This is a genomic window from Bradyrhizobium sp. GCM10028915 (genome assembly GCF_042666195.1).
Classification (GTDB): Bacteria; Pseudomonadota; Alphaproteobacteria; order Rhizobiales; family Xanthobacteraceae; genus Bradyrhizobium; species Bradyrhizobium canariense_D.
The window spans coordinates 1-2,163 of the sequence record NZ_JBHTFN010000013.1; the positions used below are offsets into that span (position 1 = coordinate 1).

Consider the following 2,163-nt stretch of genomic DNA (forward strand, 5'->3'; position numbering starts at 1 on the left):
TGCGGCGCGGCAATCAGGATGGAAGTGCAGCGTCAATCAGGATGAGAGAGCTTCGCCGGGCTCGTGACGCAGGGAGGGCGTAGCCCGACCGGAGTTACGAGCCCGGCGACGGCGCGATCCGAGCGGACCGCGCCGTCTGGTGATCGCGGCTGGCCGGTGATGGATGGTTCTTCTCGCCAAAGAGGAATCACCCGTTGCCAGGCTGCCATGTCACCGATCACCAGATGAGGCTCTACATGAAGTTCCGTCAAACCAATTCGCCGCCAGAGGCGGCCGCGAAGGCCGTTCAGTTCGTCGACCGCTTATCGGCTCGAGAAGGATCTGCGCCTTCCGTCGCAAAAGAAGTCACCGCGGCAAAGGCGCCGGCCGGATCCCTTGGCCAACGTCTTCGGCCTGGAGGTCGTGCCGATGCTGAAGGCGGCTCCCGGCGTGCGGCCCGTGGCCATGTTCGAGGAGATGCTCCGACGCCATCCTGAGCTGGGGGCTGGAATCCGCCGCACGCTCGAGCGCCGGATCCGCGCCTGGCGGGCGATCCACGGCGAGGAGCAGGAGGTCATCTTCCGCCAGACCCACGAAGTGGGCCAGGTCGGCCTGTCCGACTTCACCGATATGGGCGAGCTTGGGGTCGCCATCGCTGGCGTGCCGCTCGATCATCGCCTGTATCACTTCCGGTTGGCCTATTGCGGGTTTGAACACGCCCATGTCGTGCTCGGTGGCGAGAGCTTCGTCGCATTGGCCGAAGGGCTGCAGAATGCCCTGTGGTCGCTCGGTGGGGCACCGCGGGAGCATCGGACCGACAGCCTGTCGGCCGCCTTCTGCAATCTCGATCGCAATGCGAGGGACGATCTGACCAGGCGGTACGAGGACCTCTGCGCCCACTACGGCATGCGGCCTTCCCGCAACAATCGCGGCATCGCACACGAGAACGGGGCGATCGAAAGCTCGCATGGCCATCTCAAGCGGACGATCGCCGATGCGCTGCTGTTGCGCGGCACTGCCGACTTCGATGATCTCGCCGCCTATCGCGGCTTCATCGACGAGATCGTCAGCCGCCGGTGCCCGCAACTCCAAGCGGATCGACCACGAGCGCGCCACCCTGCAGGCGTTGCCAGATCGCCGCACCTCGGACTACGAGGAGGTGATTGTCCGCGTGACGTCAAGCGGCGGCTTCACCTTGCGCAAGGTGTTCTACACCGTGCCGTCGCGTTTGATCGGGCACCAACTGCGGGTGCGCCTTTACGACGATCGTCTCGACGTGTTCGTCGGCGGCACCCATCTCGTCACCCTGCCGCGTGGGCGGCCGCATCCCAACGGCAAGCACGACCAGGTCGTCGATTATCGGCACGTGATCCATTCCTTGCGGCGCAAGCCAATGGCGCTGCTCAATCTCGTCTACCGTGATCGGCTGTTCCCGCGCGATGCCTATCGCCGGACCTTCGATTGCTTGCGCGAACGGCTGCCGGACAGGAAAGCCTGCCGGATCATGGTCGATCTGCTCGCACTGGCCCATGAACGCGGCTGCGAGGCCGAACTCGCCGATCAGCTCGCGACCGAGCTTGATGCCGGCCGACTGCCCGACCTCAACCGGCTGCGCGCTTACTTCTCTCCCGATCCGGCCTGCGTGCCGCACGTCGTGGTGCAGCTCGCACCGCTCGCCACCTATGAGTGCCTCATCGGTGCCGGCGAGATCGGAGGTGCCGCATGAGCACGGCCAACACCATTGACACCGCGCGCCTCAATCTATTGCTCAACGAGTTGCGGCTGCCAGCCATCAAGGTGCTGTGGCCGCAATTTGCCGAGCAGTGCGACAAGGAAGGCTGGCCGGCGGCCCGCTTCCTCGCCACCATTGCCGAGCACGAGATCGCCGAACGCGGCCGCCGCCGCGTCGAGCGCCATCTCGTCCAGGCGCGGCTGCCCGCTGGAAAGACCTTCGACAACTTCGACTTCGAGGCTGTGCCGATGATCTCCAAGGCACAGGTGACCGCGCTCGCCGCCGGCGATGGTTGGCTCGGCAAGGGCGCCAATCTGCTGCTGTTCGGCCCGCCCGGCGGCGGCAAGAGTCACTTGGCGGCAGCCATCGGCCTGGCCCTTATCGAGAACGGATGGCGCGTCCTCTTCACCCGCACCACCGATCTCGTCCAGAAGCTCCAGGTGGCGCGGCGC

Annotated in this window: 1 protein-coding gene and 1 pseudogene; both read left to right on the top strand. The window is 65.8% G+C overall.

Annotated features, from left to right (window positions below):
• Nucleotides 1-159 precede the first annotated feature (159 nt).
• Nucleotides 160-1,705: pseudogene (gene istA / locus ACFQX9_RS11180) on the top strand (IS21 family transposase).
• A partial coding sequence (locus tag ACFQX9_RS11185) for an ATP-binding protein (protein ID WP_377788423.1) occupies nt 1,702-2,163 on the top strand: 462 nt, incomplete at its 3' end. The pseudogene istA and the gene ACFQX9_RS11185, both read left to right, overlap by 4 nt.